The organism is Kitasatospora sp. NPDC048365, assembly GCF_043200835.1.
Lineage (GTDB): Bacteria > Actinomycetota > Actinomycetes > Streptomycetales > Streptomycetaceae > Kitasatospora > Kitasatospora terrestris.
This window is the reverse complement of record NZ_JBICYJ010000004.1, coordinates 1-26,952: the sequence shown is the minus strand read 5'-3', so window position 1 is coordinate 26,952 and position 26,952 is coordinate 1. Positions and strand designations below refer to the sequence as shown.

The 26,952-nt window shown below is 72.6% G+C and carries 27 protein-coding genes; 7 read left to right on the top strand and 20 right to left on the bottom strand.

Features of this window, described 5'->3' with window-relative positions:
• Positions 1–22: 22 nt before the first annotated feature.
• From ACGFX4_RS04880 to ACGFX4_RS04840, 9 genes are read right to left on the bottom strand one after another with little or no spacing between them, the layout of a single operon-like run.
• Positions 23–1,558 (bottom strand): NuoM family protein, encoded by a 1,536-nt coding sequence (locus tag ACGFX4_RS04880; RefSeq protein ID WP_393070321.1) that lies wholly within the window; start codon positions 1,556–1,558, stop codon positions 23–25.
• A 43-nt stretch (positions 1,559–1,601) separates the two neighbouring features.
• Positions 1,602–3,617, bottom strand: a complete 2,016-nt coding sequence (locus ACGFX4_RS04875; RefSeq protein ID WP_393070319.1) for an NADH-quinone oxidoreductase subunit L — start codon at positions 3,615–3,617, stop codon at positions 1,602–1,604.
• Entirely contained in the window at positions 3,614–3,973 is a 360-nt protein-coding gene (nuoK, locus tag ACGFX4_RS04870) for an NADH-quinone oxidoreductase subunit NuoK (RefSeq protein WP_393070318.1), read from the bottom strand. The genes ACGFX4_RS04875 and nuoK overlap by 4 nt, the downstream gene beginning before the upstream one ends.
• Positions 3,974–3,975: 2 nt before the next feature.
• Positions 3,976–4,614 (bottom strand): NADH-quinone oxidoreductase subunit J, encoded by a 639-nt coding sequence (locus ACGFX4_RS04865; protein WP_393070316.1) that lies wholly within the window; start codon positions 4,612–4,614, stop codon positions 3,976–3,978.
• Complete coding sequence (locus ACGFX4_RS04860; RefSeq protein WP_393070315.1) at positions 4,611–5,165, bottom strand: NuoI/complex I 23 kDa subunit family protein; 555 nt, start codon at positions 5,163–5,165, stop codon at positions 4,611–4,613. The genes ACGFX4_RS04865 and ACGFX4_RS04860 overlap by 4 nt, the downstream gene beginning before the upstream one ends.
• Positions 5,165–6,124 carry an NADH-quinone oxidoreductase subunit NuoH gene (gene nuoH, locus ACGFX4_RS04855; RefSeq protein WP_393070314.1) on the bottom strand — a complete coding sequence of 320 codons (960 nt, stop codon included), beginning with the start codon at positions 6,122–6,124 and terminating at the stop codon, positions 5,165–5,167. The genes ACGFX4_RS04860 and nuoH overlap by 1 nt, the downstream gene beginning before the upstream one ends.
• Complete coding sequence (locus ACGFX4_RS04850; protein WP_393070312.1) at positions 6,121–7,392, bottom strand: NADH-quinone oxidoreductase subunit C; 1,272 nt, start codon at positions 7,390–7,392, stop codon at positions 6,121–6,123. Before ACGFX4_RS04850 ends, nuoH begins: the two co-directional genes overlap by 4 nt.
• Positions 7,389–8,021 (bottom strand): NADH-quinone oxidoreductase subunit B, encoded by a 633-nt coding sequence (locus ACGFX4_RS04845; RefSeq protein ID WP_393070311.1) that lies wholly within the window; start codon positions 8,019–8,021, stop codon positions 7,389–7,391. The genes ACGFX4_RS04850 and ACGFX4_RS04845 overlap by 4 nt, the downstream gene beginning before the upstream one ends.
• Positions 8,012–8,419, bottom strand: a complete 408-nt coding sequence (locus ACGFX4_RS04840; protein ID WP_393070309.1) for an NADH-quinone oxidoreductase subunit A — start codon at positions 8,417–8,419, stop codon at positions 8,012–8,014. The genes ACGFX4_RS04845 and ACGFX4_RS04840 overlap by 10 nt, the downstream gene beginning before the upstream one ends.
• A gap of 241 nt (positions 8,420–8,660) precedes the next feature.
• On the opposite strand from ACGFX4_RS04840, the gene ACGFX4_RS04835 reads away from it, so the two are divergent.
• Complete coding sequence (locus tag ACGFX4_RS04835; RefSeq protein ID WP_393070307.1) at positions 8,661–9,833, top strand: sensor histidine kinase; 1,173 nt, start codon at positions 8,661–8,663, stop codon at positions 9,831–9,833.
• An 88-nt stretch (positions 9,834–9,921) separates the two neighbouring features.
• Here the strand turns inward: ACGFX4_RS04835 and ACGFX4_RS04830 are convergent, their stop codons facing one another.
• On the bottom strand, positions 9,922–11,055 hold the full coding sequence (locus ACGFX4_RS04830) for a S1C family serine protease (RefSeq protein ID WP_393070306.1): 1,134 nt from the start codon (positions 11,053–11,055) through the stop codon (positions 9,922–9,924).
• Positions 11,056–11,162: 107 nt separating this feature from the next.
• Between ACGFX4_RS04830 and galE the strand changes: the two genes are divergently transcribed.
• Positions 11,163–12,152 (top strand): UDP-glucose 4-epimerase GalE, encoded by a 990-nt coding sequence (galE, locus tag ACGFX4_RS04825; protein WP_393070304.1) that lies wholly within the window; start codon positions 11,163–11,165, stop codon positions 12,150–12,152.
• Positions 12,153–12,254: 102 nt separating this feature from the next.
• Here the strand turns inward: galE and ACGFX4_RS04820 are convergent, their stop codons facing one another.
• Complete coding sequence (locus ACGFX4_RS04820) at positions 12,255–14,639, bottom strand: serine/threonine-protein kinase (RefSeq protein WP_393070302.1); 2,385 nt, start codon at positions 14,637–14,639, stop codon at positions 12,255–12,257.
• A 359-nt stretch (positions 14,640–14,998) separates the two neighbouring features.
• Here ACGFX4_RS04820 and ACGFX4_RS04815 point away from each other — a divergent pair, with 359 nt between their 5' ends.
• On the top strand, positions 14,999–15,640 hold the full coding sequence (locus ACGFX4_RS04815) for a TetR family transcriptional regulator (RefSeq protein WP_393070300.1): 642 nt from the start codon (positions 14,999–15,001) through the stop codon (positions 15,638–15,640).
• Positions 15,641–15,821: 181 nt separating this feature from the next.
• Here the strand turns inward: ACGFX4_RS04815 and ACGFX4_RS04810 are convergent, their stop codons facing one another.
• The 6 genes from ACGFX4_RS04810 to ACGFX4_RS04785 all read right to left on the bottom strand — a co-directional run bounded on the left by ACGFX4_RS04810 (position 15,822) and on the right by ACGFX4_RS04785 (position 21,334).
• Complete coding sequence (locus ACGFX4_RS04810) at positions 15,822–16,766, bottom strand: beta-ketoacyl-ACP synthase III (RefSeq protein WP_393070298.1); 945 nt, start codon at positions 16,764–16,766, stop codon at positions 15,822–15,824.
• A gap of 86 nt (positions 16,767–16,852) precedes the next feature.
• On the bottom strand, positions 16,853–17,824 hold the full coding sequence (locus ACGFX4_RS04805) for a L,D-transpeptidase family protein (protein ID WP_393070296.1): 972 nt from the start codon (positions 17,822–17,824) through the stop codon (positions 16,853–16,855).
• Positions 17,825–17,929: 105 nt separating this feature from the next.
• On the bottom strand, positions 17,930–19,093 hold the full coding sequence (gene mqnE / locus ACGFX4_RS04800) for an aminofutalosine synthase MqnE (protein ID WP_345697654.1): 1,164 nt from the start codon (positions 19,091–19,093) through the stop codon (positions 17,930–17,932).
• Positions 19,094–19,139: 46 nt separating this feature from the next.
• Positions 19,140–20,108, bottom strand: coding sequence for a threonine/serine dehydratase (locus ACGFX4_RS04795; RefSeq protein WP_393070295.1), 969 nt, complete (start codon positions 20,106–20,108; stop codon positions 19,140–19,142).
• Between the two features lie 8 nt (positions 20,109–20,116).
• On the bottom strand, positions 20,117–20,578 hold the full coding sequence (locus ACGFX4_RS04790; protein WP_345697656.1) for an Lrp/AsnC family transcriptional regulator: 462 nt from the start codon (positions 20,576–20,578) through the stop codon (positions 20,117–20,119).
• Positions 20,579–20,698: 120 nt separating this feature from the next.
• Complete coding sequence (locus tag ACGFX4_RS04785) at positions 20,699–21,334, bottom strand: UbiX family flavin prenyltransferase (protein ID WP_393070294.1); 636 nt, start codon at positions 21,332–21,334, stop codon at positions 20,699–20,701.
• A gap of 47 nt (positions 21,335–21,381) precedes the next feature.
• Between ACGFX4_RS04785 and ACGFX4_RS04780 the strand changes: the two genes are divergently transcribed.
• Together ACGFX4_RS04780 and ACGFX4_RS04775 are read left to right on the top strand one after the other, a co-directional pair.
• Positions 21,382–22,149 (top strand): cyclase family protein, encoded by a 768-nt coding sequence (locus tag ACGFX4_RS04780; protein WP_393070293.1) that lies wholly within the window; start codon positions 21,382–21,384, stop codon positions 22,147–22,149.
• Between the two features lie 45 nt (positions 22,150–22,194).
• Positions 22,195–22,905: an MOSC domain-containing protein gene (locus ACGFX4_RS04775; RefSeq protein ID WP_393070292.1), complete on the top strand. Its 711-nt coding sequence runs from the start codon at positions 22,195–22,197 to the stop codon at positions 22,903–22,905.
• Positions 22,906–22,909: 4 nt separating this feature from the next.
• On the opposite strand, the gene ACGFX4_RS04770 is transcribed toward ACGFX4_RS04775, so the two are convergent.
• Genes ACGFX4_RS04770 through ACGFX4_RS04760 form a run of 3 tightly spaced genes read right to left on the bottom strand, consistent with a single transcriptional unit; the run spans position 22,910 to position 25,684 of the window.
• Positions 22,910–23,284 (bottom strand): VOC family protein, encoded by a 375-nt coding sequence (locus ACGFX4_RS04770; RefSeq protein ID WP_393070291.1) that lies wholly within the window; start codon positions 23,282–23,284, stop codon positions 22,910–22,912.
• Between the two features lie 43 nt (positions 23,285–23,327).
• Positions 23,328–24,230: a menaquinone biosynthesis prenyltransferase MqnP gene (gene mqnP / locus ACGFX4_RS04765; RefSeq protein ID WP_393070289.1), complete on the bottom strand. Its 903-nt coding sequence runs from the start codon at positions 24,228–24,230 to the stop codon at positions 23,328–23,330.
• The gene (locus ACGFX4_RS04760) at positions 24,227–25,684 is read right to left on the bottom strand and encodes a menaquinone biosynthesis decarboxylase (protein ID WP_393070287.1); all 1,458 of its coding nucleotides are present in this window, start codon (positions 25,682–25,684) and stop codon (positions 24,227–24,229) included. The genes mqnP and ACGFX4_RS04760 overlap by 4 nt, the downstream gene beginning before the upstream one ends.
• An 83-nt stretch (positions 25,685–25,767) precedes the next feature.
• On the opposite strand from ACGFX4_RS04760, the gene ACGFX4_RS04755 reads away from it, so the two are divergent.
• Entirely contained in the window at positions 25,768–26,187 is a 420-nt protein-coding gene (locus tag ACGFX4_RS04755; protein ID WP_393070285.1) for a PLD nuclease N-terminal domain-containing protein, read from the top strand.
• Between the two features lie 355 nt (positions 26,188–26,542).
• Positions 26,543–26,952: carboxyl transferase domain-containing protein (locus ACGFX4_RS04750; RefSeq protein ID WP_393070284.1), on the top strand; the 410-nt coding region annotated here is incomplete at its 3' end.

Here is a 26,952-nt window from a genome sequence, read left to right as displayed (position 1 = left end):
CAGGTGAGGAGTGGGAGTCATCTCAGCCACCTCCGAGGAGGTGCTTCACGGCCGGGTCGGACAGGCTCAGCAGCAGGGCCGGCCACAGGCCCGCGACCACGGTGAGCGCGACCAGCGGGGTCCAGCTGACCGCCTCGTACGCCTTCAGGTCGGACAGGCCGGCGACCGGGGCGGGCTGCTTCGGGTCGCCCATGCAGACCCGCTTGACGACCAGCAGCAGGTAACCGGCGGTGAGCAGGGTGCCGAGGCCGGCCATCACCATGTAGGTGACGAAGGCCGGGCGGGAGAGGCCGGCCGCCGGGTCGAAGGCGCCGTACATGGCGAGCAGCTCGCCCCAGAAGCCGGCCAGGCCGGGCAGGCCGAGGCTGGCGACGGCGGCGAAGGCGAGCAGGGCGCCGATCCGCGGGGCGCGGCCGTAGAGGGCGGCGCCGGTGGTGCCGGCCAGGGTGTCCAGGTCGGCCGTGCCGTAGCGGTCCTTGACGGCGCCGACCAGGAAGAACAGCAGGCCGGTGATCAGGCCGTGGGCGATGTTGGCGAACAGCGCGCCGTTGACGCCGGTCGGGGTGAGCGAGGCGATGCCCAGCAGCACGAAGCCCATGTGGCCGACCGAGGAGTACGCGATCAGCCGCTTGAGGTCGCCCTTGGCGCCGGGCCTGGCCAGCGCCAGGCAGGCCAGCGAGCCGTAGAGGATGCCGACGGCGGCCAGCGCGCCCAGGTACGGGGCGAAGGTGGCGGTGCCGTCCGGGACGATCGGCAGCAGCACCCGGACCAGGCCGTAGGTGCCCATCTTCAGCAGCACGCCGGCCAGCAGCACCGAGCCGACGGTCGGGGCGGCGGTGTGCGCGTCCGGCAGCCAGCTGTGCAGCGGCCAGGCCGGGGCCTTGACCGCCAGGCCGACCAGGATCGCCAGCGCGGCGATCACCTGGGTGGTGTGGCTCAGGCCGCTGCCGTGCGCCTCGGCGAGCCGGGTCATGTCGAAGGTGCCGGCGTTCAGGCCGATCAGCAGGAAGCCGAGCAGCATCACGGCGGAGCCGAGCAGGGTGTAGAGGATGAAGCGGTTGGCGGCGAACACCTTCGCGCCGCTGCCCCAGCGGGCGATCAGGAAGTACATCGGGATCAGCACGATCTCGAACGCCACGAAGAACAGCACCAGGTCGAGCACCGCGAAGGTGGCGAGCATGCCGACCTCCAGCAGGAGCAGCAGCCCGGTGAAGGCCCGCGCGCCCGGGACGCCCTCGCCGCTCGGCAGGCGCTTGGTGGAGTACACCGCGCAGAGCAGGCTGAGCAGCGCGGTGAGCACCAGCAGCGGCAGCGAGATGCCGTCCACCCCGAGGTGGAGGCGGACGTTCAGGGCGGGGATCCAGGCGACGTCGGTGACCGCCTGCATCCGGCTCGGGTGGTCGTGGTCGAAGCCCGCGGCGAGCGCGACGCTCAGGGCCAGCGCCGCACCGGTGACCGCGACGCCGAGCCGCAGCGCGAGCCGGTCGGCGATCGGCGCCAGGGTGAGGGCGGCGCCGAGCAGCGGCAGCACCAGGAGGGCGATGAGGACTGCGTTCACCGGGTGCTCCCAGGGCGTGCCGGGTCGGGACGGGAAATCTGGATCATGAGCCGACCGCCACCAGGACGGCGAGGACGACGGCTCCGGCGAGCAGCGCGCTCAGGTAGGCCTGGGCGTTGCCGCTCTGTGCCCGGCGGACCAGCCAGCCGAGCGCGGTGGCCCCGTTGCCGGCGCCGCGCACGTACGTCTCGACCACCTCGCGGTCGAGGAACTGCACCAGCCGGGCCAGCGCCTCGGTCGGGCGGACGAACAGCGCGCTGTACAGCCGGTCCACGCCGAAGCCGTGCTGGGCGGGGCCGAACAGCGGGCCGAGCAGGCTGCGTCCGGGGTCGGCGGGCAGCTGCTCGACGGCCGGCGGTCCGGCCTGCTCGGGCACCCGGCCCTCGACCTGCGGGGCGCGGGCGGCCTGCCGGGCGCCGGCGGAGCGCCAGGCGGCGTACGCGATCAGCACACCGGCCACCGCGAGGCCGGTGCCGATCACGGCGGTGTCCACCGAGGGGCGCAGCGAGCTGCCGCCGAGCAGTTCGGGCAGCCAGTCGGTGCGCAGCCCGAGGACGCCGAGGCCCATGGTCGGGATCGCCAGCACCCACAGCGGCCAGCGCATCGCAGCCGGCTCGGCCTTCGCCGGGTCGGCCTCGTCGATCTCCGGCGAGTACGGGGCGCCGGCCTGCGGCTCGGCCGGGAGGCCGGTCAGCGCGCGGCCGTGGAAGGCGACCAGCCACAGCCGGGTCGCGTACGCGGCGGTGAGCAGCGCGGTCAGCATGCCGGAGACCAGCACGATCCAGCCCGCGGCGGACGGCACCGCGGAGGCCGGGGCCAGGCCGCCGGTGATCGCCTCGCCGGTCGCGGCGTGCTCGGCGGCGGTCAGCACCGCCTCCTTGGAGAAGAACCCGGAGAACGGCGGCAGGCCGACCAGGGCGACCAGGCCGATGCCCATCGTCCAGTAGGCGTCCGGGACGCGGCGGCGCAGGCCGGGCATCCGGGACATCGCCGAGAGGGAGTTGGTGTGCGCGGCGTGGATCACCACGCCGGCCGCCAGGAACAGCAGCGCCTTGAACGCGCCGTGGGTGACCAGGTGGAACACGGCCGCGTCGCGGTCGCCGGAGGCGAGGGCGCCGGCCATGTAGCCGAGCTGGCCGACCGTCGAGTAGGCGAGCACCCGCTTGAGGTCGTCCTGGGCGAGCGCGCACAGCGCCGAGCCGATCATGGTGACGGCCGCCATCACGGAGAGGACGACCAGCGCGGCGGCGGAGAGCAGGAAGACCGGCAGCAGCCGGGCGACCAGGTAGATGCCGGCCGCGACCATGGTGGCGGCGTGGATCAGCGCGGAGACCGGCGTCGGACCGGCCATCGCGTCCGGGAGCCAGGTGTGCAGCGGGAACTGCGCGCTCTTGCCGGCCACGCCGGCGAGCAGCAGCAGCGCGATCAGCGTCGGGTGGCCGAGGCGCCCGTCCGCGGCGGCGGTCAGCACCCCGTCGATCCGGAAGGTGCCGGCGTCCGCGCCGAGCAGGAAGATGCCGAACAGGAACGGCACGTCACCGAGCTTGGTGACCAGGAACGCCTTCAGCGACGCCGAGCGGGCGTCCGCGGTCTCCCAGTGGTGGCCGATCAGGAAGTACGAGCAGATGCCCATGATCTCCCAGCCGACCAGCAGGACGATCAGGTCGCCGGAGTAGACGACCACGAACATCGCCGCGGTGAAGAGCGAGACCAGCGCCGCGTACGAGGGGTAGCGCGGGTCGTCCTTCAGGTAGGCCGTGGAGTACACCTGCACGCAGGTGGCGACCAGGCCGACCAGGACGGAGATCACCGAGGTGAAGCCGTCCAGGTGCAGGGCGAGGGTGATGTCCGGGCCGCCGGTCGGGGTCAGCCGGGTGGCGGCGTTCAGCGTGCCGGTGCCCAGCTGCAGGGCGACCACGAGGGCCAGCACGGCCGAGACCGCGACCGGCAGGATCGCCAGCGGGCGGGCCAGGCCCGGCACCTTGCGGCCGGTGGCCAGGGTGGCCGCCGCGCCGAGCGCGGGCAGCACGGGGACCAGGATCGGCAGGGCGAGGTTCATGCGACGGCCTGCGCTTCCTCGGTCTCCGCGGACGGCTCCGCGGCTTCGAACGGGTCGCCGAGGGCGGTGATCCGGTCCACGTCGGCGGTGCGGCGGGTGCGGAACACCAGCAGCACGATCGCCAGACCCAGACCGATCTCGGCGGCCGCGATCGTGATGGTGAACAGGGTCAGCGCCTGACCGGCGTGCAGCGCGTCGCGCAGCCAGGTGTCGAACGCCACCAGGTTGAGGTTGACCGCGTTGAGCATCAGCTCGACGGACATCAGCACCAGCACGACGTTGCGCCGGGCGAGCACGCCGTAGACGCCGACGCTGAACAGCAGCGCGGCGAGGACGGCGGGGTAGGCGAGGTGCACGGTCAGCGCCCCTTCGACGCGGCGGGAGCCTTGGCGGAGCGGACGGCGGCGCGCAGCTGCCCGGCACGGGGGCGCGGCAGCCGGCCCTTCCCGTTCCGGGAGAGCACGATCGCGCCGACCAGCGCGGCCAGCAGCAGGACGGACAGCGCCTCGAACGGCAGCACCCAGTACCGGAACAGGTACTCGCCGGTGGCCCGGGTCGAGCCGGCACCGGCCGACAGGTCGATCCACGAACTGCGGAACGCGTCCACGACCAGGGTGACCAGGGTCGCGGCCGAGGCCACGCCGACCGCCAGCGCGGCCCACCGGTTGCCCGAGTCCGCGTCCGGGGAGCGGCCGATCGGCGCCCTGGTCAGCATCAGGCCGAACAGGACGAGGACGATCACCGACCCCAGGTAGATCAGCACCTGCACCCAGGCGATGAACTCCGCCGTGAGCAGCAGGAACTCGACGGCCAGGCCGCCGAGCGCCACCACCAGCCACAGCGCGGCGTGCACCAGCTGCTTGGTGGTCACCGAGACGACCGCGGCACCCAGCACCGCAACGCCGACCAGCAGGAAGACGACCTCCTGCCCGGTCGGCGACAGGAAGGACCGGGCGGCCGGCTCCAGCGAACCGGCGGCGGCGAGCAGCGCGCTCACTCCTGCTCACCTCCCGCGGCCGCGGCCTCGGCGGCCGCCGCCAGCTTCTCGGCCGCCTTGCGGGCCATGGCGATCTCCTTGGGCTCCTCCGCCGCCGGGTCGTGCGCGGGCGGCGCGGGCACCGTCCACATCCACTCGCGCAGCCGCTCCCGCTCGTGCGTGAGGTCGAGGATGTCGGTCTCCGCGTACTCGAACTCCGGCGACCAGAACAGCGCGTCGAACGGGCACACCTCGATGCAGATGCCGCAGTACATGCAGAGCGAGAAGTCGATCGCGAACCGGTCCAGCACGTTGCGGGTGCGGGCACGGGCGTTCGGATCGGCGGCGGGCAGCGTCTCCTTGTGGGAGTCGATGTAGATGCACCAGTCCGGGCACTCGCGGGCGCACAGCATGCAGACCGTGCAGTTCTCCTCCAGCAGCGCGATCACCCCGCGGCTGCGCGGCGGCAGCACCGGCTGCACGTCCGGGTACTGCGCGGTGACGCTCCTGCGCGTCATCGTGCGCAGCGTGACGGCCAGGCCCTTGGCCAGACCGGAACCGGGGATAGGCATTAGGAGATCGCCACCTTGATGATGCCGGTCAGAGCCAGCTGGACCAGCGCGAGCGGGATCAGCACCGTCCACGCGAAGCGCATCAGCTGGTCCTCGCGCAGCCGGGGATAGGTGACCCGCAGCCAGATCACCACGAACGCCAGCGCGAACGTCTTGAGCAGGGTCCACAGCCAGCCGAGGCTGTCCGCGAACGGGCCGTGCCAGCCACCGAGGAACAGCACCGTGGTCAGGCCCGAGACCACCACGATGCCCGCGTACTCCGACAGCAGGAACAGCGCGAAGCGCAGGCCGGTGTACTCGGTGTACGCGCCGAAGATGATCTCCGAATCGGCGACCGGCATGTCGAACGGCGGACGCTGCAGCTCGGCGAGACCCGCCGTGAAGAACACGAACGCGCCGATCGCCTGCCACGGCAGCCACCACCAGTGGAACGCGTCCACGATGCCCGGCAGCGACACCGTCCCCGCCGCCATCGCCACCGACGCCGCGGCCAGCAGCATCGGCAGCTCGTACGACATCAGCTGCGCCGCCGTGCGCAGACCGCCCAGCAGGGAGAACTTGTTCGCCGACGCCCAGCCCGCCATCAGCGAGCCCAGCACGCCGATGCCCATCACGGCCAGGACGAAGAAGATACCCGCGTCGATCGCCTGACCGACGAACCCGCCCGGACCGACCGGGATCGCCAGCAGGACCAGCAGGTACGGGAGCAGCGCGACGGCCGGGGCGTACCGGAAGATCCGGCGGTCCGCGCCGGAGGGGACGATGTCCTCCTTCTGCGCGAACTTCACGCCGTCGGCGACCAGCTGCGCCCAGCCGTGGAAACCACCCGCGTACATCGGGCCGAGACGGCCCTGCATGTGCGCCATCACCTTGTGCTCGGTCTGACCGACCACCAGCGGCAGCACCAGGAACGCGACCAGCGTCGCGACGCAGCGCAGCAGCGTGTCGAGAAGATTCACGCGCCGTCTCCGTTCCGCGCACCGTCGTCGTCCACATCCGCACCCGGCTCCGCGTCCGCGGGAGCCGGCGGCTCGGCGCCCTCCTGCTCCCCGCCGACGGGGGCTTCCGGCACAGCCGGGGCGGCACCAGCCGGGGCTTCCGGCGCGGCCGGGGAAGCAGGCGCAGGCGCAGGCGTCCCCGCACCGGCGGGAGTCTGCGGCTCGGCCGCCTCCGGCGCAGCGGGCACAGCAGCCTCCGGCTTCGCCGACTCCGCGTCGGCAGGAGCCTGCGGCGCAGCCACATCCGGCTTCGCCGGCTCCGCGCCGGCGGTCGCATCCGGCGCAGCCGGGGGTTCGTGGGCGGGGACCGGTGTGTGCCAGGGGGCGTCGGTGGAGCGGGTGCGCGGGGTCGCGGGACGCTCGGTACCGGCGGGGGTCTGGCTGACGGAGCCGGCGTCGACGCTGCGGGTGCGGCGGGGCCGGTCGGCCCGTACCGCGGGGGCGTCGCCCGTCGCCGGGGTCTCCTCGGTCTGGCTGACGGAGCCGTCGCTGATGGAGCGGGTCCGTCGCGGACGGTCCGCCCGCACCGCCGCCGCGCCTTCACCCGCGCCGGCGCCGGCGGCAGCCGCTCGCGGCGTCCGGGCAGCCCGCGCGGGCCGTTCGGCGATCGGCGGCAGGGTGCCCTTGAGCGGCCCCCACTCGTTGGGGTCGGGGACACCGGCGGGCTGCATCTTGCGGCGGGCGGGCCCGTCGCCGTGGTCGGACTCGCCGGGTTCCTTCGCTCCGGGCCAGGCCTTGGCGACGCGTGCGGCGAGGACGAAGTCCTTGCGCAGCGGGTGGCCCTCGAAGCCGTCCGGCAGCAGCAGGGTGATCAGGTGCGGGTGTCCGGCGAAGTCGATGCCGAACATCTCGTTGGTCTCGCGCTCGTGCCACGCGGCGCCCGCGTACACGCCGGTCGCGGTGGGCAGCACGGCCTTGTCGCGCGGCACGCGGGTGCGGACCAGCAGGTGGCGGACGGTGCCGGGGACGCCGACGGACGCCAGGTGCGCCGAGACGGAGAACCCTTCCGCCAGCTCGTCGACGGCGCTCAGCCAGTCGAAGTAGGTGAGTCCCAGCCCGTCCCGGGCGGCGGTCAGCGCCTCGATCCAGTGCTCGGCGGGGACGTCGACGGTCAGCAGGTCGTACGCCTCGGCGGCGGTCGCCCATTCGCCGATCGCGGCGGCGGTCCGCTCGGCGGGGGTCGGCTCGGCGGGGGTCGGCTCGGGGGCGTTCTGCTCGGGGGCGGTCACTGGGCCGCCTCCCCGGGGCCGGTGACGAGCGGGCGGCGCAGCGCGGACGCGGGTGCGGCGTAGCGCTCGGGCAGCTGCTCGGCGGCGATCTTCTCCTGGAGCTTGAGGATGCCCTGGAGCAGGGCCTCGGGCCGGGGCGGGCAGCCGGGCACGTAGACGTCGACCGGGATGATCTGGTCGACGCCCTTGGTGACGGAGTAGGAGTCCCAGTAGGGGCCGCCGGAGTTCGAGCAGGCGCCGAAGGAGATGACGTACTTGGGCTCGGGCATCTGCTCGTAGAGGCGCTTCACGGCGGGCGCCATCTTGTCGGTGACGGTGCCCGAGACGATCATCAGGTCGGCCTGGCGGGGGCCGGGCGCGAACGGGATGACACCCATCCGGATGAAGTCGTGCTTGGCCATCGACGCGGCGATGAACTCGATCGCGCAGCAGGCGAGGCCGAAGTTGAAGCACCAGAGGCTGTAGCGACGACCCCAGTTGAGGACGACCTTGACCGGGTCCGGGGCGAGCCGGGCGAGCGGGCCGAGGCGGCGCTGCTCGACGGCGGCGCCGGGGTGCGCGGGGTCCGGCATGCCGAGCGGGATCGGCCCGCCCTGGTCGCCGTGCGCGTGGCTGTGGGTCACGTCCATTCCAGAACGCCCTTCTTCCAGGCGTAGAGCAGTCCGACCGCGAGGAAGCCGATGAAGACGAACATCTCCACCAGCGTCGTCGCCCCGTACCCCGCGGCGGCGAAGACCGTCGCCCAGGGGAAGAGGTAGATCGCGTCGACCGCGAAGATCACGTAGAGGAAGGCATAGACGTAGTAGCGGACCTGGGTGTGCGCCCAGCCTTCGCCGACGGGGTCGACGCCGCATTCGTACGCCAGCAGCTTCTCCGGCGAGTGGACGACCGGGCGCAGCAGGCGGTTGGCGGTGAACGCCACGGCCACAAAGAGCACGCCGACGACGGCGAGCAGGCCCACCGCCGCGTACGCGTCGAAGTAGCCACTGCCCGCGGCAGGGTCGGCAGCGACCGGCTGCCACTTCATGCGCTCGCCTCTCTTCTTTACACACCCATAACCATCGCTAGGGCGTGAGTCTAAGTGCACCGTCCGTCTACTCCTCCACCTGCCCGCTGTGCAAGACGGTCGGTGGACACCGCACCAGGTTGAGGGGTGGGGCTAGCACCAGGGTCAAGACGGAGCTCAGCACCATGGCGGCGGGGTGCCGGCAACCGGGATGCTGATCACGACAGAACGGATCGAGCCCGGAAGTGGGTGCAGGCAGGTCATGACGGAAGAAGCGAAGCCCCCGTCGCTGTACGGGGCGCCGATGTGGCGGCGGGTGCGGCACCAGTTGCTGAATCTGCCGGTCGGCATCGCCGGGTTCGTCTTCGCCGTCGTGATGCTCTCGGTGGGTGTGGCCCTGGCGGTGACGGTGGTGGGTCTGCCGCTGCTGGCGGCCGGGCTGGTGGGGTGCCGCTGGTTCGGGCGCCTGGCGCGCGGCCGGGCCCGGGCGGATCTGGGCAGCGGGATACCCGAGCCGGGGCCGATGGCGGTGCGCGGCTCGGGAGTGGCGGGCTGGGTGATCGCGGCGCTGACGGATTCGCTGAACTGGCGCTCGGTGATCTACTGCGTGCTGCTGCTGCCGTGGGGGGTGCTCGGCTTCGCGCTGACGCTGGTGCTGCTGGTGGTGGGCTGGCCGCTGCTGCCCTGGGCGATGCGGGCGCTGGCCCTGGTCGACCGGGTGCTGGTGGAGAGCCTGGTCAGTCCGAACGCGCTGGCCGAGCGGGTCCGCGAGCTGGAAGACGACCGGGGTGCGGTGGTCGACACCGCCGCCGCCGACCTGCGCCGGATCGAGCGCGACCTGCACGACGGCGCCCAGGCCCGGCTGGTCGCGCTGGCGATGGACCTCGGCCTGGCCAAGGAGCGGCTGACGGAGGAGGTGACCCCCGAGAGCATGGCGTCCGCCGCGAAGATGGTCGGTGCTGCGCACGGCGAGGTGAAGCTGGCCCTGCAGGAGCTGCGGGATCTGGCCCGGGGCATCCACCCCGCGGTGCTCACCGACCGCGGGCTGGACGCGGCACTCTCCGCGGTGGCGGCCCGCTGCACCGTCCCGGGCGGGGTGAAGGTCCACGTCGAGCTCGGTGCGGACGGCGCCCGGCCGGATTCCGCGGTCGAGGGCATCGCCTACTTCACGGTCAGCGAGCTGCTCACCAATGTCTCCAAGCACTCCGGTGCCCGCTCGGCGACGGTGGACGTCTGGCGCCACGACGACCGGCTGATGCTGCTGGTGCAGGACGACGGCGCCGGCGGCGCGACCACCCGGCCGGGCGGCGGCCTGGCCGGGCTGGCCGAGCGGGTCGGCGCGGTGGACGGTGTCTTCCTGGTGGAGAGCCCGGCCGGCGGCCCGACCTCGGTGACCGTAGAGCTCCCCTGGCGCACCCGGGCCACCCGCGCCTGACCGGCCCCGACGTGACCGGGCCCGGGGCGCCGCCGTCCCTTGCGCGGTGGCGGCGCTCCGGGCCCGGGGCCGGTGGAGCCGGTTGCGGCTACAGCGAGCCGAGCGTGACGTCGGCGGTCTTGGTCGCGCCGCTGCGCTGGTAGGTGACGGTGATCTTGTCGCCGGGTGTCAGGGAGGCCAGGGCGGTGGTCAGCGAGGCGAGCGTGGTGATCTGGGTGTCGCCCAGCTTGGTGATCACGTCGCCGGGCTGCAGACCGGCCGAGGCGGCCGGGCCGCCCGCGGTGACCGAGACGAGCACCGCGCCCGCCGGCTGGTACTCGGCGTTGAAGTAGGTCCGGGCGGTGACCCCGAGGGCGGCCCGGCCGGAGTTGGTGACCTTGCCGTCCTTGATCAGCTGGTTGGCGATGTTGGTCACGGTGGCCGCCGGGATGGCGAAGCCGATGCCGGGGGCGGCACTGCCGTTGAGCTCCTGGTCGACGGCGGCCAGGGTGTTGATGCCGATCACCTGGCTGGCGAGGTTCGCCAGGGCGCCCCCGGAGTTGCCGGGGTTGATCGCCGCCGAGGTCTGCACCATGTTGCCGATGGTGGCGCCCGGCGAGCCCGCACTCTGGGGCTCGCTGACGGTGCGTCCGGTGGCCGAGACGATGCCCTGGGTCACGCTGCTGGACAGGCCCAGCGGGCTGCCCATCGCCAGGGTGATCTGGCCGACCTCGACCTTGCTGCTGTCCCCGAAGACCGCCGGCCTGAGGCCGCTCGGCGGGCTGCTGAGCTTGATCACCGCGAGGTCGGACTCCGGATAGCTGCCGACCAGCGTGGCGTCCAGCTCGGTGGTGGAGTTGGCCAGGGTCACGGTGAACTTCTGCGCCGTGCCGACGACGTGGGCGTTGGTGACGATGTCGCCCTTGTCGTCGAAGACGATCCCGGAGCCGAGGCTGTCGCCGGCGGTGATCTGCACCACCGAGGGCAGCACGTTGGCGATCACCCGCTGGTAGTCGTCCTGCAGCTGGTTGCTGCCGGACGACGCGGCGGAGGGGCTGGCGCTCGCACCGGCCGAGGCCGTGGTGGCGGAGGGCGACGAGGAGGACGAGGACGTCGAACTGCTGCAGCCGGTGACCAGCAGCCCGACCAGCGCCAGCGCGGTGACCGGGGCCGACCACAGCTTGGGCCCGGTGGGGCGTGGGCCCGCCGGGAGCGGACGGGTCGGTTCCTTCTTCGGGCGCACCTGGACAACCTCCGGAATCTCAACTGACTTTGTCAGCATTTCACCTTTATGTCCGAATCGATCGACAGGCGCGCCCGGCATTGCGCCGTCGGGCATAGGATCCCGGCATGACCTGGCTGATCACCGGAGGAGCGGGCTACATCGGCGGCCACGTGGTGCGTTCGCTGACCGGAGCGGGTGTGCCGGTGGTGGTCCTGGACGACCTGAGCAGCGGCGGGAGGGACCGTCTGCCCGCCGGCGTACCGCTGGAGGTCGGCTCCACCCTCGACCCGGCGGCCGTCGAGCGGGTGCTGAACCGGTATCCGGTCCGCGGCGTGCTGCACATCGCCGCCAAGAAGCAGCCCGCCGAGTCGGTGGCCGAGCCGCTGCGCTACTACCGCGAGAACGTCGAGGGCATGCGGACCGTCCTGTCCGCGGCCGTGGCCGCCGGCGTGCGGCGGGTGCTGTTCTCCTCCTCCGCCGCCGTCTACGGCATGCCCCACGACGTCGAGCTGGTCACCGAGTCCACCCCGTGCGCCCCGCTCAATCCGTACGGCGAGACCAAGCTGGCCGGCGAGTGGCTGCTGGCCGCCTGCGCGCGGGCGTACGGGATCTCCGGGGTCTCGCTGCGGTACTTCAACGTGGCCGGGACGGCGACGGCCGAGCTGGCCGACCGCGGCGCGGCCAACCTGGTCCCGATGGTCTTCCAGCGGCTGACCGAGGGGCGGGCGCCGCTGGTGTTCGGCACCGACTACCCGACCCCGGACGGCAGCTGCGTCCGGGACTACATCCACGTCGCGGACGTGGCCTCCGCCCACCTGGCGGCCGTCCGGCACCTGGACGCCGATCCGGAGCCCGGCGCGCTGACCCTGAACGTCGGACGCGGCGAGGGGGTGTCGGTCCTGGAGATGCTGGACGTGATCGCCCGGGTGACGGGGCGCCGGTTCACCCCGGAGACCGCCCCGCGCCGCCCCGGAGACCCGGCCAAGGTGGTCGCCTCGGCCGACCGGATCCGCGCGGAGTTCGGCTGGAGCGCCGAGCACGACGTGGAGTCGATGGTCGCCTCCGCCTGGCAGGCCTGGCTGCACCACAACCCGCAGGCCCGGGCCGACCACTGAGCCCGGGCCGGACCCCGGGCCGACCACTGAACCCTGGCCAGTACCCGGGCCGGCGCCCTGCCGGTGCCCGGGCCCGCCGGGGCCCGGGCAGCGCGCCGGCCGCTACGGCACCGCGGTGCCGTAGAACGAGTCCAGGGCGTAGACGCAGCGGTCCTTGGAGCCGACGAACACCCGCCCGCCGACCGCCACCGGGGATCCGGTGAGCTCGCCCTTGGTGCCGAGCTCCCAGCGCAGCCGGCCGGTGCCGAGCTCCACGGTGTGCAGCGAGTGGTCGCGGCTGCCGAGGTGCACCAGCCCGTCGGCGACCGCCGGGGAGCCGACGATCTCGCCGCGTGCCTGGTACCGCCAGCGCTCCCGCCCGGTGGCGGTGTCGAAGGCGAACAGGGTGTCCCCGGAGCCGAGCAGCGCGGTGGACTCGGCCAGCACCACCGGTTCGGCGCCCTGCCGGGCGGCGGTGGAGCCGCGCCAGCGGTCGCGTCCGGTGGCGGCGTCCAGCGCGTAGAGGGTGCCGAGGTAGTCCGCGACGTACACCGCGCCGTCCGCCACCGCGGGCGGGGTGAACAGCACCACGGGCGCGTCGAAGCGCCAGCGCTCGGCGCCGGTGGCGGCGTCCAGCGCGTACACGTGCGAGCCGGAGGTCAGGTACAGCACGCCGCCGCGCTCGACCGGGCGGGACGGGACGTCGCCGCCGATCGCCACCGACCAGCGCAGCCCGGCGCCGCGCGGGTCGACGCAGCGCAGCCGGCCGCCGCCCTGGTAGTAGACCGCGCCGGCCACCAGGGCCGGTCCGGACTGCGGGTTCTCGTACTCCTGCTGGGCGTCGTCGGCGCGCCACAGCTCGGCGCCGTTGGCGGCGGAGCGCAGCTGCACGCCGCCGCCCCGGATGCCGCAGCACAGGACGCCGTCGGCGGCGTCCAGCGAGTAGATCCAGCCGTCCAGCGAGTTGCGCCAGCGGGAGGTGCCGTCGGCGGCGTCCACGGTGTACAGGTGCGGCCCGTCGGCGGCGTGCACCCGGCCGGAGTCCACGGCGAGCGCCCAGGCGACGTCGTGGGTCTTGTAGCGGCGCTGCCCGGAGGCGATGTCGAGGGCGTGCACCTCGAAGCTGGAGACGAACAGGGTGCCGTCGGCGACCACCGGGGTGCCCCAGACGTCGTTGGACATCCGGAACCGCCAGGGCCGCCAGCGCGGCGCCGGGGCGGGCTGCGGCGGCACCGAGGCCGCCCCGGGACGCCCGGAGGGGTCGGTGGTGCCGGGCGCGCCGGTCCGCCGCACCCAGTCGGTACCGGGGGACGGCGCGACGTGCGCGCCGGTCTCCGCCCGGGGACCGGGCCCTATCGCCACACTGGCGCCGGGCAGCCGGACCTCCGCCCCGGACGGGCCCAGGACCTGCCGCCCGCCCATCCGTTCGGTGGCCACGTGGTCGGAGCCCGGGGCGCCGCCGTGCGGACCGCCGTGCGCCGGCCCGCCCTGCGCGGGGCCGCCGTGGACGGGGCCGCCGTGGACGGGGCCGGGCCGCACCGGCCCGCCCTGCACCGGCCCGGGCTGAGGGTGCGGCAGCGGGTGCGGCTGGGGGTGCGGCTGCGGCTGCGGCGGTACGGGCCGACGGCCGCGCTTGCGCTCGATCAGGTCGAGGGCGGCGGGCGGCAGCCAGTCCCCCGCCTCCCCGGCGGCGTCGTTGGAGAACAGGTGGGGGGCCAGCTCGGCCTGGATCTGAGCGGGTGTCGGCCGGTGCTCGGGGGCCGGTCTCATGCAGGCCCGGACCAGGTCCACCAGGTCCACCGGGAGCCCGGACAGGTCGGGCTGCTCGCGCAGCAGCTGGAACACCGTCTCCACCGGGTTGGCGCCCCGGTAGGGGGCGTGCCCGGTGGCACAGAAGACGATCAGCGAGCCCAGCGAGAAGATGTCGCTGGCGCCGGTGACGCTGCGGCTGTCCCGGGCCTGCTCGGGCGACATGTAGGCGGGGGTGCCGACCGCCACGTTGGTCATGGTCAGCCGGGTGTTGGAGACCCCGGCGGCGATGCCGAAGTCGATCACCCGGGGGCCGTCCTCGACCACCAGCACGTTGGACGGCTTGAGGTCGCGGTGCACCAGGTTGGCCGCGTGGATGGACTGCAGCGCCTCGGCGATGCCGGCGGTCAGCCAGCGCACCGCGTCCACCGGCAGCGGCCCGCACTGGTTGACCAGGTCCTCCAGCGAGGGCGCCGGGACGTACGCGGTGGCCAGCCAGGGCACCGCCGCGTCGGCATCGGCGTCCACCACGGCGGCGGTGTAGAAGCCGCCGACCGTCTTCGCGGCCTCGATCTCGCGGGCGAAGCGGACCCGGAACAGGTCGTCCTCGGCGAGCTCGGCGCGCACGGTCTTGATCGCGACCCGGCGGCCGGAGGCGGACCGCGCCAGGTAGACCAGGCCCATCCCGCCCGCTCCCAGCCGGCCGAGCACCTCGAAGGGCCCGATCCGCCTCGGATCGTGCGCCGTCAGCTGGTCCACTCCGCAGCCACCTCCCCGTCGGGCCGCCACCCGTCGGGCCGCCGCACCGATTCTCCAATGCGCACCGCCCGGGATCCAATCTCCCCCGCCACCAACACGCGGGGCACCCGACCCTTCCCGGCCACTCGGGGCACCCTCCGGAGGGTCTCCGGGGCTCCAGAGGGTCACCGCGGGAGCTCCGACGGCGACCGGAAGCATCGAAGTGATCACGAATCAGCCGACTTGTCGTCACGCTGTGGGGTCATCAGTGCACGGGGGGGCTACAACGTGATCTGATGCCCTGGAATTGTCGACCCCCATGCGGACTAATAGTCGCATCACCGAATCGCGCCAAGATCTTGCCACGGTAAGCTGACGGCATGACAGGACAAGTTCGCACCGTCGACGGTCGCGTCGCCGGGCGACGCGGACAGGAGACGCGGCAGAAGCTGCTCGACTGCCTCCGCGAGATGCTCAGCACGTCGCCTTACCGGGACGTCAAGGTCATCGACGTCGCCCGTATGGCGGGTACCTCCCCCGCGACCTTCTACCAGTACTTCCCCGATGTCGAGGGCGCCGTCCTTGAGATCGCCGAGGAAATGGCCGAGGACAGCGTCGGGCTCAAAGAGCTCGTCGATGGAAAGTCCTGGGCGGGAAAGACCGGCTTCGCCACTTCCGAAGAAGTGGTGGACGGATTCCTCGCCTTCTGGCGCAAGAATGATGCCATTCTCCGAGTCGTCACGCTCGGTGCCGCCGAAGGGGACAAGCGGTTCTTCAAGATCCGCATGAAGGTCCTCAACTCGGTCGTCGCCCCGCTGACCGAAGCGGTTCGGAACAACCAGGGCAAGACCGACAAGACCGTGGATCCGGCGGCGATCGCCGGCGCACTGGTCTCGCTGCTGGCCTCCGCCGCCGAACACCAGAAGGCCTTCACCTCCTGGGGCGTCAAGGTGAAGGACCTCAAGCCCAATCTGGCCCTCCAGGTGTACCTCGGTGTCACCGGGAAGAAGCCGCCGAAGTAACCGTTCCCCAGCCGATTGGCGCGTGGCCCCGGTCTCCTGTTCCGGGGTGTGTCGGACGGCGGCCGTGTCCTCGGGGGAGGTTCGCCGACGTACCGTGACGTGCCCGAACATGACAGTGGGGCGGCAACCGGACCTGTCCGGTTGCCGCCCCGTCGGCGTTGTTCTCGAAGGTGCCCGCGGGTCAGGGGCAGCGCACGACCTGGCCGGCGTACGCGAGCCCGCCGCCGAAGCCGAAGAGCAGCACCGGGTCGCCGCTGTTCAGCTCGCCGCGCTCGACCAGCTTGCTGAGGGCCAGCGGGATGGAGGCGGCGGAGGTGTTGCCGGAGTCGACCACGTCGCGGGCGACCACCGCGTCCTCGGCCAGGCCGAGCTTGCCGGCGATGGCGTCGATGATCCGCAGGTTGGCCTGGTGGGCGACGAAGCCGCGCAGCTCGGACGGGTCGTGGCCGGCCTTCAGGGCGGCCTGCCGGGCCAGCGGGGCGATCTTGGTGGTGGCCCAGCGGAAGACCGTCTGGCCCTGCTGGCTGATGGTCGGGTCCCAGCCGGAGATGGTGACCGCGTCGCCCTTCTCGGGCTCGGTGCCCCAGACCACCGGGCCGATGCCGGCCTGCTCGTCCGGGACGGCCTCGACCAGCGCGGCGCCCGCGCCGTCGCCGAAGATCACGCAGGTGGTGCGGTCGGTCCAGTCGATGGTGTCGGACATCCGCTCGGCGCCGATCACCAGCGCCCGGGTGGCCGCGCCGGCCCGGATCGCGTGGTCGGCGGTGGCGAGGGCGTACGAGAAGCCGGAGCAGACGGTGTTCACGTCGTACGCGGCGGGCGTGGGGATGCCGAGCCGGGCGGCGACGGCGGCGGCGGTGTAGGGGCTGCGCTCGGCGGCGGTGCAGGTGGCGACCACGACCAGGTCGACCTGGTCGGCGGTGCGGCCGGCGTGGGCCAGGGCCTTCTGGGCCGCCTCGGCGGCGAGGTCGACCAGGGTCTCGTCCTCCGCGATGTGCCGGGTGCGGATTCCGACCCGGGAGCGGATCCACTCGTCGTCGGTGTCGACCAGCTTCTTCAGGTCGTCGTTGCTGAGGACCTTGGGCGGCTGGTAGTGGCCGAGCGCCACGATACGGGAGGCGGTCATACCGCCACTCAACCCCGTTACCGGTGAGTCACCCGGTAACGCCCTGGTACAGGATCCGGCCCCGGTTGCTGTAGGAGACGGACAACTCAGCCGGAAAGGGACTGTGCGTCGCCCATCGCGATCATCGGGTGCAGGGCCGGGTCGAGGGCGCGGACCAGTTCGATCATGTGGTCCTCGGTCAGCGAGACGCAGCCGTGGGTCGGGCCGCCGTGGTCCAGGTGCAGCCAGATGCCGCCGCCCTTGGCCGCGCCCTCGGGGGTCCTGGTGTCCAGCGGCGAGGTACCGGCGACCCGGTTGTAGTTGATCGCGACCACGTAGTCGAAGGAACCGGCCAGCGGCTCGTTGTTGAAGCCCCGGCCGCCCATCACGAAGGCGGTGTCCTGGTCGTACGGGAGCTTGGTGCCCGGGTTCGCCTTGCGGCCGCCGGCGTCGGTGAGGGCGAACAGGCCGATCGGGCTGCGCAGGTCGCCGGAGCGGTGTTCGGCGGTCCAGCCCTTGTACGCGTTGTGCGCGGGCCACGCCTGGCCGGCCTGCCAGACGCCGTCGGCGCCGCGGGTCCAGAGCGTGACGGTGGTGTCGGAGGAGTCCTTGCCCTTGCCGCTGGCGACCAGCAGCTGGCGGGTCTCGGCGGGGATCTTCGCCGTCCAGGACGGGCCGAGGCCGGGTATCGAGGTCAGCTTCGTCCGGTCGGCGCGGTCGGCGGCCGGGGCCTCGGTGTGTATCTCGGCGGCGCGCATCGGCACCACCTGGTCGTCCGGGTTGCGGTCCGGGGCGGCGGTCGTGGTCTGCGGGAAGGTGCGGCCCGGCCCGACGGTGAACCAGCCGGCGGCCAGCGCCAGCAGTGTCGCGGTGGAGACCGTCAGTTTGCGCACCCGGCGCGGCTTGGGCTTGCGCCGGCGCCCGCGGCCGACGGCCGGCTCCTCGGCCGCGACCCGGGGGGCGGACGCCCGGGTGGCGGCGACCCGGTCGGCCGCGCGTCCGGTGCCGCGGCCCTCGGTGCGCGGGCTCGGCGCGGAGCGCGAGCGGCGGTGCGAGGCGGCGCGGTGGGAACCGGACATGCGGACGATCCTCCCAGAGCGCCGTCCGGAAACGGAACCCGAGATGTGTGATGGGCCTGTGAGCATACGCGCCCCCAGGCCCACCGGACGCACACGGGTGCGCGGTCAGAGGCGCATAGCCTGCGGGGTCTCGCGGCGCTGCAGGTCCGGGCCGTCGTACTCGCGGATGACCTCGTACCGGGTGTTGCGCTCCACCGGGCGGAAGCCGGCGTCGCGGATCAGGTCGAGCAGGTCGTCGCGGCCGAGCTTGTTCGGCGTGCCGAAGTTGTCCGCGTCGTGGGTGATCTTGTACTCGACCACCGAGCCGTCCATGTCGTCCGCGCCGTGGCTGAGCGCCAGCTGGGCGGTGGTGACGCCGTGCATCACCCAGAACACCTTGACGTGCGGCACGTTGTCGAAGAGCAGCCGGGAGACCGCGAAGGTCTTCAGCGCCTCGGCACCGGTGGCCATCTCGGTCCGCTCCATCAGGCGGTTGCGGACCACGCCGTCCTTGGAGTCGTGGAAGTCGTGCTGGTAGCGCAGCGGGATGAAGACCTGGAAGCCGCCGGTCTCGTCCTGCAGCTCGCGCAGCCGCAGCACGTGGTCGACCCGGTGCCGGGGCTCCTCGATGTGGCCGTACAGCATGGTGCACGGGGTCTTCAGACCCTTCTCGTGCGCCAGGCGGTGGATCCGCGACCAGTCCTCCCAGTGGGTCTCGTGGTCGACGATGTGCTGGCGGACCTCCCAGTCGAAGATCTCCGCGCCGCCGCCGGTCAGCGACTCCAGGCCGGCGTCGATCAGCTCGTCCAGGATCTCCGAGGCGGTCAGGCCGCTGATCCGCTCGAACCAGTGGATCTCGGTGGCGGTGAAGGCCTTCAGCGAGACGTTCGGCAGCGCGGCCTTCAGCTCCCGCAGCGAGCGCGGGTAGTAGCGCCACGGCAGGGTCGGGTGCAGGCCGTTGACGATGTGGAGCTCGGTGAGGGACTCCGACTCCATCGCCTTGGCGAGCCGGACGGCCTCCTCGATGCGCATCGTGTACGCGTCCTTCTCGCCCGGCTTGCGCTGGAACGAGCAGTACGCGCAGGACGCGCTGCACACGTTGGTCATGTTGAGGTGGCGGTTGACGTTGAAGTGGACGACGTCGCCGTTCTTCCGCGTGCGCACGTGGTGCGCCAGGCCGCCCAGCCAGGCCAGGTCGTCGCTCTCGTAGAGCGCGATGCCGTCCTCGCGGGTCAGCCGCTCACCGGCGTAGACCTTCGCCTCCAGCTCGCGCTTGAGCCCTGCGTCCATGCGGCGCTCCGCCTCCATCCGACTTCGATTCGTTGCCGGAACGAGCCTACGCCTCGGTACCCAGCAGTTCCGCGAGGAGGGTCGGCTCGATGTTGCCGCCGCTCACCACCGCCGCGACCACCCGGCCGCCGATCTCCTCGGCGCGGTGGAAGTACGCGGCCGGCGCGACCGCGCCGGACGGCTCGGCGACCAGCCGGCCGCGGCGGGCCAGCAGCGCCACGGTGGCGCGGATCTCCGCCTCACTGACGGTCACGATGTCGTCCACGTACGCCTGCAGATGGGCGAACGGCAGGGTGCCGACGGACGGGGTGCGCAGGCCGTCCGCGATGGTGCGGTAGGTGTCGGCGACCGGCCAGGCAGTGTGCACGCCGCTGTGCAGGCTGGCCTGCGCGTCGGCGGCCAGCTCGGGCTCGACGCCGACCACCCGGACGCCCGGGCAGGTCAGCTTGAGCGCGGCCGCCGTCCCGGAGATCAGCCCGCCGCCGGAGACCGGCACCAGGACGGTGTCCAGCTCGTCCGGGGCGTCCTCGCCGAGCTCCAGGCCGACCGTGCCCTGGCCGGCGATGATGTACGGGTCGTCGTAGGGCGGCACCCAGACGTACCCGTGGCGCTCCGCCAGCTCGGCCGGGAGGGTGTCCCGCTCGCCCGGGGGCACCAGGATCACCTCGGCGCCGAAGGAACGGGTGTTCTCCACCTTGACGGCGGGTGAGGTGTCGGGCATCACGATGACGGCCTTGATGCCCAGCTCGCGCGCCGCGTACGCGACCGCCTGCGCGTGGTTGCCGCTCGACTGGGCGACCACCCCGCGGGCCCGCTCCTCCTCGGTGAGCGCGGCGAGGCGGTTGTACGCACCGCGGATCTTGAACGCACCGGTCGGTTGGAGGCTCTCCGGCTTCAGGTACAGCCGGCGGGTGCCGTCCGCCGCCCAGGGGCAGGGCAGCAGGGGCGTCCGCACCGCGACGCCCGCGATCCGCTGCTGCGCGGCGCGCAGCTCCTCCACTCCGACCAGCGTCATCCGACCCGTCACTCCCCCGTGTTCAACGGCAGTTCGCTCACCCGGTTCTCCCACTTGGTGGAGAGTACGACGGTGGTACGGGTACGCGCGACACCCTTGGTGCCGGAGAGCCGCTTCACCACCGACTCCAGGCCCTCCACATCGGGCACCCGGACCTTCAGCATGTACGAGTCGTCGCCGGCGATGAACCAGCAGTCCTCCACCTCGGGGAGGTCCTTCAGCCGGTGCGAGACGTCGTCGTGGTCGGCGGCGTCGGTCAGCTGAAGACCGATCAGCGCGGTCACGCCGTAGCCGAGCGACGCCGGATTGACCGTCGCCCGGTAGCCGGTGATCACGCCCGCCTGCTCCAACCGGTTGATCCGGTCGGTGACGCTCGGACCGGAGAGGCCGACCAACCGGCCCAGCTCCGCGTACGAGGCGCGGCCGTTCTCCCGGAGCGCCTGGATGAGCTGTCTGTCCACAGAGTCCATGTGCCTGCCCGCGTCCTTCCGAAACTCTCCAGACCCACTGATCATTATCCGGAATCCAAGGCGCTGTGCGCGGATCGACCCGGATATCACAGAGAACATACTCTCCCGGCCGGAGCGCTCTCACGCGCCCCGGGCGGCACCGCCGAGTTCTCCGTCCCAGCGGCGGTACAGCTCGTGCCGAACCCCCACCGCGTCCAGTACCCGCCCGGCCACGAAATCCACCAGTTCGCGGACGGTCGAGCCGCCCGCGTAGAAGCCCGGCGAGGCCGGCAGGACCACGGCGCCCTGCGCGTCCAGGGTCACCAGGTGCTGGAGCGTGACACCGTTCAGCGGGGTCTCGCGGACGCAGACCACGAGCGGGCGGCGCTCCTTCAGGGTCACCGACGCCACCCGCTGCAGCAGGTCCTTGGAGAGGCCCAGCGCGATGCCGGCGACGGCGCCGGTGGTCGCCGGGACGACCAGCATGCCCTTCGCCGGGTACGAGCCGGAGGACGGGCCGGCCGCGAAGTCGCCGGCCGGCCAGTACCGGACGTCGTCCAGGTCGTCGGTGTCGATCCAGCCCGCCAGGTCCTCGCGCCAGTGCGCGTCGCGGAAGGAGATGCCGGTCTCGTCCAGAATGGTGAGCCGCGCCGCCCTGCTGACCACCAGGTCCACCGCCTCGCCCGCCGCCAGCAGCGCCCGGATCACCGACGCCGCGTACGGCGTCCCCGACGCACCGGAGACCCCGACCACCCACGGCTCGCGCAATTCACTCATAGGGGACATGCAACCAGGGGCCCGGCCGGTTGCGCGAAAATCGCCCCATGGCTGCCTCGCTGATCGACCTCACGCACCCGGTGACCTCCGGGATGCCGGTGTACCCCGGGGACCCGGAGGTGGTGCTGCGGCCCGCGCTCACGGTGGCGGCCGACGGGGTGAACGTGCTGGACGTGCACCTGGGTTCGCAGTCCGGCACGCACGTCGACGCCCCGTACCACCTGGACGTCACCTGGCCCACGCTGGACGGCCTGCCGCTGGAGCTGTTCACCGGCCCGGCCGTCGTCGCCGACCTGCGCGGGCTCGCCCCGCGCAGCGGGATCGGCGCCGAGCGGCTCGCCCCCGCACTCGCCGCCTGCCGCGCCGGGACGGTCCTGCTGCTGGCCACCGGCTGGCCCCGGCACTGGGGCACCGAGCACTACCTGGCGCACCCCTGGCTGACCCCGGCCGCGGCCGAGGCGATCGTCGCGGCCGGGGTGCGGACGGTCGCCGTGGACGCCCTCTCGGTCGACCCGACCACCGACCCGGGCCCGGCCGATCCGGAGGTCGCCGCGCTGCTCGCGGAACTGACGGACGAACACGACCCGGAGCCGGAGCCGCCGAGCCTGGCCGCGCACCGGATCCTGCTCGGCCGCGAGGGCGGCGGGGTGATCGCCGAGAACCTCACCGACCTGACGCCGCTGATCGAGGCCCAGGCGGCCGGGCTGCCGGTGCAGGTCTCGCTGTTCCCGGTGCGGCTGACGGCGGCGGACGGCGCCCCCGTACGGGCGGTGGCCCGGATCGACCGGCCGGACACCGACCGGACCGGAGGGTAACCATAGGTCTAGACCAAGGGTCCGGAACGCCGCTAGGCTCCCGCCATGGCTGAGATCATCGGAGTCGTCGAACGGCTCTGGCGCTACCCGGTGAAGTCCACCGGTGGCGAGCCGCTCGACACCGTCGAGGTGGACGGGCGCGGGCTCGCCGGCGACCGGCTGTACGCCGTCCGGGACGGCTCCGGGAAGCTCGGCTCCGGCAAGAACACCCGCCGGTTCCGCCGGATGGACGGCCTGCTCCGCCTCGGCTCCCGGCTCGGCGCCCGGATCGACGCCCCGGAGCTGATCGACCCGCTCGGCACGCCCGTCGCCGACCCCACCGCCTTCCTGCGCGCCTACCTCGAACAGGACGACGTCGAACTCGCCCGCGAGGACGCCGTCTCGCACTTCGACCAGCTGCCGGTCAGCGTGCTCACCACCGCCACCCTCGACTGGGTGCGCGCGGCCGTCCCCACCGCCGTCGTCGACGAGCGGCGCTTCAGGCCCAACGTCCTGCTGCGCACCCCGCCCGGCACCCCGCCGTTCGCCGAGGACACCTGGTTCGGCCGCGAGGGCACGCTGAGCGGCGGCGTCCGGCTCGCCTTCGTCCGCGCCAGCGAACGCTGCGCCATGAGCGGCATCGCCCAGCCCGGGCTCCCCCACGCGCCGGAGATCCTCAAGGCGATCGCCCAGGCCCACGACAGGCGCCTCGACGCCCTCGCCACCGTCGCCCGCCCCGGCCGGCTGTGCCTGGGCGACACCCTGACCCTCGGCTGACCGCTCAGCCGGTGGCCGCGACCAGGCAGAAGGGGTGGCCGGCCGGGTCCAGGAAGACCCGCCAACCGGTCTCGGTGTCCTTGAGCTCGGCACCGAGGGCCAGCACCCGGGCCTCGGCGGCCTCGATGTCCTCGACGTCGATGTCGAGGTGGAACTGCTGCGGGTGCGCCGGGTCGGGCCACATCGGGGGGCGGTAGTCCTCGACCCGCTGGAAGGCCAGCACCATGCCGCCGGGGACGTGGACGGTCGACCACTCGTCGTCCAGCGACCAGCGCGGGTCCGACCGGTCGACCTCGCCGCCGAGCAGCGCGGCGTAGAAGTGCGCCAGCCCCTTCGGGTAGTGGCAGTCCAGCACCACGCACTGCAGCTTGCCGATCATCGGTCACCACTCCTCGGGGACGACAGCACGCCCCCAGCATCCCTCAGATCCCGAGACCCCGGGTGATCAGGTCGAGCAGGGCGAAGGCGAAGAGCGAGATGCCGACGAAGCCGTTGGTGGAGAAGAACGCCCGGTTGAGGCGGGAGAGGTCGTTCGGCCTGACGATGGTGTGCTCGTAGAGGAAGGCACCGGCGACGACCGCGAGGCCGAGCCAGAAGGCCGGGCCGGCGTCGGTGAGGAGCGCGTACCAGACCAGCAGCGCGGTGGTGACGGCGTGGCAGGTGCGGGCGCCCCATATGGCGGCGGGGACGCCGTAGCGGGCGGGCACCGAGCGGACGCCCTCGGCGCGGTCGGACTCGACGTCCTGGCAGGCGTAGATCAGGTCGAAGCCGCCGATCCAGATGCCGACGGCGAGGCCCAGCACCACCGCGTCCCAGGACCAGGTGCCGGTCACCGCCAGCCAGGCGCCGATCGGGCCCATCGCCTGGGCCAGGCCCAGGATGGCCTGCGGGAAGTTCGTGAACCGCTTGCCGTACGGGTAGACCACCATCGGAACCACGGCGACGGGGGCCAGCACCAGGCAGAGCGGGTTGAGCAGCGCGGCGGCGGCCAGGAAGACCACCAGGGCGACCGCCGAGCCGGCGTACGCGGTGCGGACGGACACCGCGCCGGTGACCAGTTCACGGCCGGCGGTGCGCGGGTTCCGGGCGTCGATCTCGCGGTCGATGATCCGGTTGGCGGCCATCGCGAAGGTCCGCAGGCCGACCATGCAGACGGTGACCAGCAGCAGCTCGCCCCAGTGCACCCGCTTGTCGGCGAGGAACATCGCGGTGAGCGCGGCGATGTAGGCGAACGGGAGGGCGAAGACCGAGTGCTCGATCATCACCAGCCGCAGGAAGGCCTTGACCCGGTTCTGCGGGACCTCGGGAAGGGCGGCGGTCGTCACAGCCCGTACTCCTTCCAGCGCTTGGTGACCAGGGTGGCCGTCGCCGGGTCGGAGGCGACCATCTCGGGCCAGCCGCCGTCCCGGGTGTAGCCCTCCTCGGGGAGCTTGCGGGTCGCGTCGATGCCCGCCTTGCCGCCCCAGAACTGCTGGTAGGAGGCGTGGTCGAGGTGGTCGACCGGGCCCTCGACGACGGACAGGTCGCGGCTGTAGTCGACGTTGCCGAGCGCCCGCCAGGCGACCTCCTGGTAGTCGTGCACGTCGCAGTCGGCGTCCACCACGACGATCAGCTTGGTCAGCGACATCATGTGGGCGCCCCAGATGGCGTGCATGACCTTCTGCGCGTGCTTGGGGTACTTCTTGTCGATCGAGACGATCACGCAGTTGTGGAAGCCGCCGGCCTCGGGCAGGTCGTAGTCGACGATGTCCGGGATGATCACCTTGAGCAGCGGCAGGAAGAAGCGCTCGGTGAACTTGCCGAGCGGGCCGTCCTCGGTCGGCGGGCGGCCGACCACGATGGACTGCAGGATCGGGCGGCGGCGCATGGTGACGCAGTCGATGGTCAGCGCCGGGAACGGCTCCTGCGGCGTGTAGAAGCCGGTGTGGTCGCCGAACGGGCCCTCGGGCAGCATCTTCCCGGGCTCCAGCCAGCCCTCCAGCACCACCTCGGCGTCGGCCGGGACCTGCAGCGGGACGGTCTTGCAGTCGACCATCTTCACCCGCTCCCCCGCCACGAAGCCGGCGAACAGGTACTCGTCGATGTCACCGGGCAGCGGCGCGGTCGCCGCGTACGTCACGGCCGGCGGGCAGCCGAAGGCGATCGCGACCGGCAGGCGCTCGCCGCGCTTGGCGGCGACGGCGGCGTGGTTGCGGCTGTCCTTGTGGATCTGCCAGTGCATGCCGATGGTGCGCCGGTCGTGCCGCTGCAGCCGGTACAGGCCGAGGTTGCGCACCCCGCTGTCCGGGTCCTTGGTGTGGGTCAGGCCCAGGTTGAAGAAGGAGCCGCCGTCCATCGGCCAGGTGAAGAGCGCCGGCAGCTGCTCCAGGTCGACGTCGTCACCGGTGAGCACGACCTCCTGCACCGGGGCGTCGCCGGACTTCACGTGCTTCGGCGGCACGTGCGCCATCGAGGCGAGCTTGCCGAAGGCCTCGCGGAAGCCGGTGAAGCCCTGCGGCAGCTCCGGCTTCAGCAGCCCGGCGATCTTCTCGGCGATGTCGTCCGGCGACTTCAGGCCGAGCGACTTGGCGAGCCGGCGCTCGGTGCCGAAGACGTTCATCGCCAGCGGCATCGAGGAGCCCTTGACGTTCTCGAAGAGCAGCGCGGGGCCCTTCGCCTTCTGCACCCGGTCGACGATCTCGCCGACCTCCAGATACGGGTCGACCTCGGCCTTGATCCGCTTGAGGTCGCCCTCCCGCTCCAGGGCCCGGAGGAACGAACGGAGATCGTCGTATGCCATACCTGTCAGTATCGGGTACGGGCTAACCTGGCCCCGCCAAGAGGGTCCCATCTGTTGCTCATCGTTCGGGGGAGTACGCCGCCGTGCTGAGGATTCTGCCCACCGTGGCGCTGCTTGCGCTGTGGGTGTGGGCGTTCATCGACTGCCTGATCACGCCCGAGGACGAGATCCGCTACCTGCCCAAGGTGGTCTGGATCATCATCGTCCTGTTCTTCCCGCTGGTCGGCTCGATCGCCTGGCTGGTCGCCGGCAAGGACCGGGTCGGGGCCCGCTCCCGCCGCAGCGTGCCGTGGCCGTCCGGCCCCACCGCGGGCTACCCCGAGTACGAGCGGCCGCAGCAGCGCCGGGTGGTCGCCCCGGACGACGACCCCGAGTTCCTCGCCTCCCTCAAGCGCGACAACGCCCGCCACGAGGACATGCTCAAGCAGTGGGAGGCGGACCTGCGCCGCCGCGAGGAGGAGCTGCGCCGCGAGGAGAACCCGGAGGGAGGCGCCAAGGGCTGAGCAATCGGCTTTTGGTGCATCTCTACCATCGGACCTGACAGACAACCCGGGTCATCGGCTGCCGACATATCGCCGCCCGCCACCGGCGGAGCGCGTGTCGGCAGCCTTTTCCATTCCCCTGGACCTACTCTGAGCTGGGACTCCGCGCGAATTTCGGCGCCCGGACGGTGCCTGCGCGGCGAGCCGCGGGCGGGCCGTCGGCCGGCCGATCGACCCGTCGGGCTTCTGTCGGCCCTGTACAGCGATCGGCGCCCGACCTTGTACGGAATCGACGCCGAAACGCGGCCGCCCTCCCTCGTAGTGTCGTAAGTGAAGAAGTGTTCGCTGCTTCCCGCGAGCTTGGAGTGTGTACGAGATGACGGTTCTGCACGATGCGCCGGTCGGTGACGAGATCCCCGAGATCCCGGCCGACGCGCGCGGTCGGGTGGCCGAGCTGCACAGCCTCCGCGAGCGGGTCCTGCGCGGACCCAGCGAGAAGGCCACCGAGGCCCAGCACGCCAAGGGCAAGCTGACCGCCCGCGAGCGGATCGACCTGCTGCTGGACGAGGGCTCGTTCCACGAGGTGGAGCCGCTGCGCCGGCACCGCGCCACCGGCTTCGGCCTGGAGGCGAAGAAGCCGCACACCGACGGCGTGGTGGTCGGCTGGGGCACCGTGCACGGCCGCACCGTGTTCACCTACGCCCACGACTTCCGGATCTTCGGCGGCGCCCTCGGCGAGGCCCACGCCCAGAAGATCCACAAGATCATGGACATGGCCATCGCGGC